The 5,729-nt window shown below is 69.2% G+C and carries 4 protein-coding genes and 1 pseudogene; 3 read left to right on the top strand and 2 right to left on the bottom strand.

The window, feature by feature from the left end; all coding sequences use genetic code 11:
- Positions 1–135 precede the first annotated feature (135 nt).
- Positions 136–867 carry a DNA repair protein RecO gene (recO, locus tag AC5LUJ_RS01240; protein WP_250281161.1) on the bottom strand — a complete coding sequence of 244 codons (732 nt, stop codon included), beginning with the start codon at positions 865–867 and terminating at the stop codon, positions 136–138.
- 250 nt (positions 868–1,117) lie between these two features.
- On the opposite strand from recO, the gene AC5LUJ_RS01235 reads away from it, so the two are divergent.
- A complete protein-coding gene (locus AC5LUJ_RS01235; protein WP_493464337.1) occupies positions 1,118–1,714 on the top strand; it encodes an NUDIX domain-containing protein in 597 nt (198 codons plus the stop codon).
- Between the two features lie 97 nt (positions 1,715–1,811).
- Positions 1,812–3,065, top strand: coding sequence for an ATP-binding protein (locus AC5LUJ_RS01230; protein ID WP_250281157.1), 1,254 nt, complete (start codon positions 1,812–1,814; stop codon positions 3,063–3,065).
- A gap of 63 nt (positions 3,066–3,128) precedes the next feature.
- Here AC5LUJ_RS01230 and AC5LUJ_RS01225 read toward each other — a convergent pair.
- Positions 3,129–4,688 (bottom strand): annotated as a pseudogene (locus AC5LUJ_RS01225) (IS66 family transposase).
- A 155-nt stretch (positions 4,689–4,843) separates the two neighbouring features.
- On the opposite strand from AC5LUJ_RS01225, the gene AC5LUJ_RS01220 reads away from it, so the two are divergent.
- A partial coding sequence (locus tag AC5LUJ_RS01220; RefSeq protein ID WP_493464336.1) for a toll/interleukin-1 receptor domain-containing protein occupies positions 4,844–5,729 on the top strand: 886 nt, incomplete at its 3' end.

Raw genomic sequence — 5,729 nt, 5'->3', positions numbered from 1 at the left:
CAGCCCTGTCAGCCCTGTCAGCCCTGTCGGTGGCCCTGCTGACGGCCCTGTTAGCGGCCCTGTTGGTGGCCCTGCCAGTGGCCCTGTCGACGGTGGCTGCGTCAAGAATGCCCATGGCGTGCTGCCCGGTCCTGTTCACACCCGCTCCAGATGGGGCAATGTACGCAACCCGTATTCGAGATGCCACTGAAGGTATGCGGCAATGCATCCGCCGGCCTCGCGCCGGGTGCGGGTCTCGCTTGCCCCGGCGCGCTCCCAGTCCCCGGTGAGCAGATCGGACAGCAGCGTCACGGCGGCTGGGGACATCGACACCGCTCCATGCGGTCGGCATTCCGGGCACACTACGCCTCCCGCCGGGACGGAGAACGCGTGGTGGGGCCCCGGGTCCCCGCAGTGGGCGCAGTCCGCCAACGCCATCCCGTAACCGGCGATGGTCAGCGCCCGGAGCAGGAACGCGTCCAGGACGAGGGACGGCGCCCGCTCACCCTGGGCGAGCGTGCGCAGGCCACCGACGAGGAGCAGGAACAGCCGCATCGCCGGCTGGCGCTCCTCGCTGGTCAGCCGCTCGGCGGTCTCCAGCATGACCGCCGCCGCGGTGTGCCGGGGATAGTCCGACGCGATCACCGCGCCGTACGGGCTGAGTATGTCGGCCTGGGTGACGGTGTCGAGCGAGCGTCCCTCGTGGAGCTGGAGATCGACGTAGGTGCCCGGCTCCAGCCGCGCGCCGAAACGGGACGACGTGCGGCGCACCCCCTTGGCCACCGCGCGTATCCGCCCGGTCCGCCGGGTCAGAACCGTGATGATGCGGTCGGCTTCGGCCAGCGGCGTCGTCCGCAGGACGACACCTTCATCTCGATAGACCGGCACCTGCCCATGGTTGCACGCATTCCGACAAGGGGGCAGAGCCCGGTCGAGATGATCGCGACACGTGCCGGCCACGGCCAGGCCAAAAGATCGATGCGGGGCCGAACCGCGACGGCCCGGCCTCGAGCGGAGCCGGACACGCCGCCGTCGTCACTTTCCGTATCTATCGCGTTTCCTCCCTCCGCCGTATGCCCGAAACGGCCGAGGAGCGTCCGGATACCGGCGGCACCGGCGCGGGGACGATGATGGACCGGTGCGAATCGTGCGGCGGGCGGCCCGAGCGATCCTGATCGACGACGACGGGTATCTGGTCGTGTTCCACCGGACACCACCCGGCGTGGCGCCCTACTGGTCCACGGTCGGCGGCGGGGTCGACCCCGAGGACGCCTCCGTCGAGGCGGCCCTGCACCGCGAGCTGGCCGAGGAGCTCGGCGCCACCGTCGACCGCGTCCAGCAGGTGTTCCTCACCAGCGAACCAAGGCCGCCGAAGGCGGGCGGCGACCGTGACGGCCGCCGGCCCGGCCTCGTCGTCCAGCACTTCTTCGTCTGCCGGCTGGTCACCATGGATCTCACCGCCCGCACCGGCACGGAGTTCACCAACCCCGCCAAGGGCGGCTACGACATCGAACGCGTCGACCTGCGCGGCGAGGACCTCGCGGGTTTCACGCTGCTGCCGCCGGCCCTCAAGGAATTCATCCTGGCCAACCGAGACGCCCTCCTGGACGCCGCCCTGACCCCGGCCAACGACACGCCCCCTGAACCCCCGGCAGATCCACCACGCGGTAAGCGGCAGATCCACCACGGGACGCCCGGCAGATCCACCACGACCCCCGCGGCAGATCCACCGTGATCTTTACGGCAGATCCACCACGGATCATGCGGCAGATCCACCACGACCCTCACGGCAGATCCACCATCGATCATGGTTGGCGATATCATCGGACGGGATGACGACCACTCCGGATCTCTACCCGCGCCATGCCGTCGACCTGGTCGAGCAGGCGCTCATCGACACGCGCGTCGTAGTGATCAACGGTGCCCGGCAGGTCGGCAAGAGCACACTCGCCCAACTGGTGGCCAGCGCCTCGGCCAACACCAGGATGTACTTCCTCGATGACGCGGCGGTCCGGGATGCCGCCGGAACAGACCCGACAGGATTCGTCCGCCATGACGGCCTGCTGCTGATCGACGAGATCCAGCGGGTGCCCGAACTGCTGCTCGGGATCAAACTCGCGGTCGACCGCGATCCCCGCCCGGGCCAGTTCCTGCTCACCGGCTCGGCTCGGCTGCTGGGCCTGCGCGACCTGCCTGACGCCCTGCCCGGCCGCAGCGAAACGATCGAGCTGTGGCCGTTGTCGCAGGGCGAGATCCACGGAGCCCCCGACAGTTTCATCGACACCGTGTTCAACCAGGGCCCGGACACACCCGCGCCGGAGAGCACCCTGCGCCGCCCGGACTATGTTGCCCGCGCCCTGCGAGGCGGTTATCCGGAGGCGGTACGCCGCACCGACACGCGGCGCCGTGGCCGGTTCTTCGACTCCTATCTGGCAGATCTCATCGCACGCGACATACGCCAGGTATCCGAGATCACGCGCGTCACCGAGCTACGCCGGCTGATCGGCGCGGTCGCGGCGTGCATGGCGGGCCTGGTCGTCCCCCAGCGACTCAGCCGCGATCTCGGCATCCCCGCGTCCACGGTCCGCCGCCATCTGGACGCGCTGGAGCTGATCTATGTTGTACGGAGAATCCCGGCATGGTCCAACAATCTGACCACGCGAGCGGTCGCCACGCCAAAAACAATCATGACCGACTCGGGGCTTGCCGGACACCTGACCGGTATGTCCCTCAAACGAGCGGCGCATCCAACGGCACCCGTCGGTCAACTGCTGGAGAACTTCGTCATCGGCGAGCTCGCGCGCCAACTGACCTGGGCAGAGGAGCCGGTACAACTCTTCCACTACCGTGACCGCGACGGTAATGAGGTGGACGCCGTGCTGGAACGCGCGTCAGGCGAGATCGTCGGCATCGAGGTCAAAGCCTCCGAGACGGTCCGCGCGGACGACTTCCGAGGGCTGCACCAGCTCGCCCGGAAAGCCGGTGACCAGTTCATCGCGGGCTACGTGATGTACACGGGAGCGCAGCCACTCCCGTTCGGCGACCGCATGCACGCCCTACCGATCGAAACGATCTGGACGCTGTGAGACAGGGATCCCGTTGTGTCCATTCACGGGTGGTGACTTGATCAACACCGTGTGGATGTTGGTTTAGATGGTGAGGGCGGGCAGGGCACTGGCCGCTCGCGGAACCGGTATCCAGGGTTTGCCCGCGAGGGCGTGGCGGATGGCGTCGATGGCGGTCAGGCCGTGGTCGCGGGCGGAGACGAGGTAGGCGCGCACGCGGAGGTAGCCCGCCAGGGTGCGGGGGGGTGTGCCAGTAGCCCGAGACGGCCTGGTGGCGTTTCGGGAGGCGGATGGCCTGCTCGGCGGGATTGTTCGTCCAGGGGATCGTGAAGTTGGTGGTGAACAGCCAGACCTGGTCGGCCTTCGTGGCGAGCCGGCGGGCGAGGACCAGACCGGGATGGTTGCGGTCATCGACGCGCCCGGCGCGAGCTGCTGCACCGCCCGCAACGACCTGATCAGATGGGCACAGCACCGCTGCCCCCCGGCGCGGGTGGGGTCGTACTGGTGCCAGCCGGCGTAGTCGTCGCGGGTCAGGTAGCCGGTGAACCCGTCGAGCACCCCGGTGGCGTCGATGGCCTCCGACGAGCGTGAACGGATCGCCGCGTACCAGACCAGCCCGGGTGTCGGCGTGCGCACGACCAGCAGGTGCGGGGTGCCCGACAGGACCGTGCCCGTGACCTCGTCCAGGTCCCTGCGTAGCACGTTGACCGGGGACTCGTCGCCGCACAGCACCGGCTCGGCGCGCAGCGCCGCCTTTATCGCTCCGTCGAACCCGGCCGCTTCCAGGTCGTGAGCGAGTCGTGCGTTCGCGCGGGCGACGAACCCGGCCGAGACCTCCACCCCCAGCAGCGCGCCGATGACCATCGCGGCCCGTTCCACCGGCACGTCGGCCTCCGAGGCCAGCAGCACCGCCGCCGCGTGCAGCCGGGGCCCGTAGGACACCGTGCCCGCCGCCGCGTGCGCCACCCCGGGCACCCCGGCGGTGGTGACCTTCCGACAGCAGCCGCAACGACGCCGCGGCAGCACCCACTCCACCTTCTCCAGCACCGGACCGAGCAGGTCCCAGACCTGCGCCCACGTGTCGGGGAGCACCGTGGCGCCGGTCAGGTCGGCCTCGCACGACGAGCACTCCAACGGCGGGTCCGCCGGTAACGACCGGTCCGGCTCGGCCTCCCGCCGCAGCCCCGCCCCCGGATGGCCCGGCTGCCCACCGGGCTTGCGGTCCTTGGACCGGACCCGCTCCGAGGCCTGGCGCCGCGGCGCCTTCCGCTTCTCTCTGACGCCGATCGGCTCCTTCGACGGCGGGACCGACGAGTTCGTGCTGTCCATCCCGACCCGCCGCCACAACTCGGCGACCTCCAACTCCAGCTCGGTGACTTTCCGCTCTAGCTCCGCGGCCCGCCCACGCCCCTGGTCCCGCTCCGCGCGCACCGCGTCTATCTCCGCCTCATGGCGCGCCGCGGCGTCCTCCACCACCTGCCGCAACCGGCCGTTCACCACCGCGAGCTTCTCGTTACCCGCCTCAGCCTCAGCCAGACCCACCCGCGCCTGCGCCAGCCCGGCAGCCAACTCCTCGATCCGCGCCTCAGCCGCCGCCAGACACGGCTCCCACCACACGGACGGGCCAGTCACAACCCAGATCATCCGCCGCCAGCCCCGACCACCAGACACCAGCGGCGTGTCACACCAACGCAAACACCCAGCTCAGCGGACTACGATCTTGCACCCCTGAATGGACACATCCCGTTCTATCCGACCCAGGTCGCACAACCCATGCCGCAGGGTGGCATTCTCGACTTGTGGGCAACGGGGGCGACGCGGCCGGTAGTGACGACTACGAGTTCGACTTCTTCATCAGCCGCACGAAGGCGGACAGGGGCTGGGCGGAGTGGATCGCCTGGCACCTGGAGGCGACCGAACGGGAACCGGGCCGGCGGTTCCGAGTGCTGCTTCAAGACTGGGACTTCGTCCCGGGCAGGGACTGGACCGACCGTATGGAGGAAGGCATCCGACGGGCCGAACGAGTCCTGCCGGTCCTGTCCCCGGACTATCTCGGCAGCTCGCCCTTCGGTACAGCTGAATGGCGGCCGTTCTGGCGCTCCGATCCACAGGGACACCAGCGCCGGACCATTCCTGTTCGAGTTCGTGAATGCAAACCAGACGGACTGCTCGGATCAATTATCTATATCGACCTCATAGGTCTGAAGAACGAGGACGAGGCCGCGAGCCGCCTGCTATCCGGCATTCAGGCAGCCCTGGGAGGGCGTATCAAGCCGCCGGTCAAACCACCGTGGCCAGGCCATGAAATCGGCCACTTCAGGAGCATCGCGCCCCGCGCGGTGTCGACCCGGCCGGATTTTCCTGGCGCGTCATCCGACACCGACAGGATAGCCGGCGAAACAATCAGTGAATCCACCGTCACCGTGCTGCACCTGTCGGGAATGCGGTTACTCGCCCAGCCCGCAGCCGGCCGGACGCCTGCGACGCTGGTCACCTGGCTGTCCGACGACCTGCGCCGACTGGCTACCGGCGCCGACAGCGGCATCGACGTCGGCGCAGGCGGGCCACGTCCGGATCTCGTCGTCGTCACCGGCGACCTCACCGAGACGGGCACGAAACCCGAGTTCGAGCAGGCATATGACCTGCTGGCCGGGCTGGCCGACGCCCTGGGCCTCGACCACGACC

Source organism: Protofrankia sp. CiP1_Cm_nod3, assembly GCF_982290655.1.
This window is presented reverse-complemented; position numbering and strand designations above follow the sequence as displayed.

What these genes read in the sequence shown, in the direction of transcription:
- AC5LUJ_RS01230 (WP_250281157.1), top strand. Translation starts at nt 1,812, where the DNA reads ATGACGACCACTCCGGATCTCTACCCGCGCCATGCCGTCGACCTGGTC.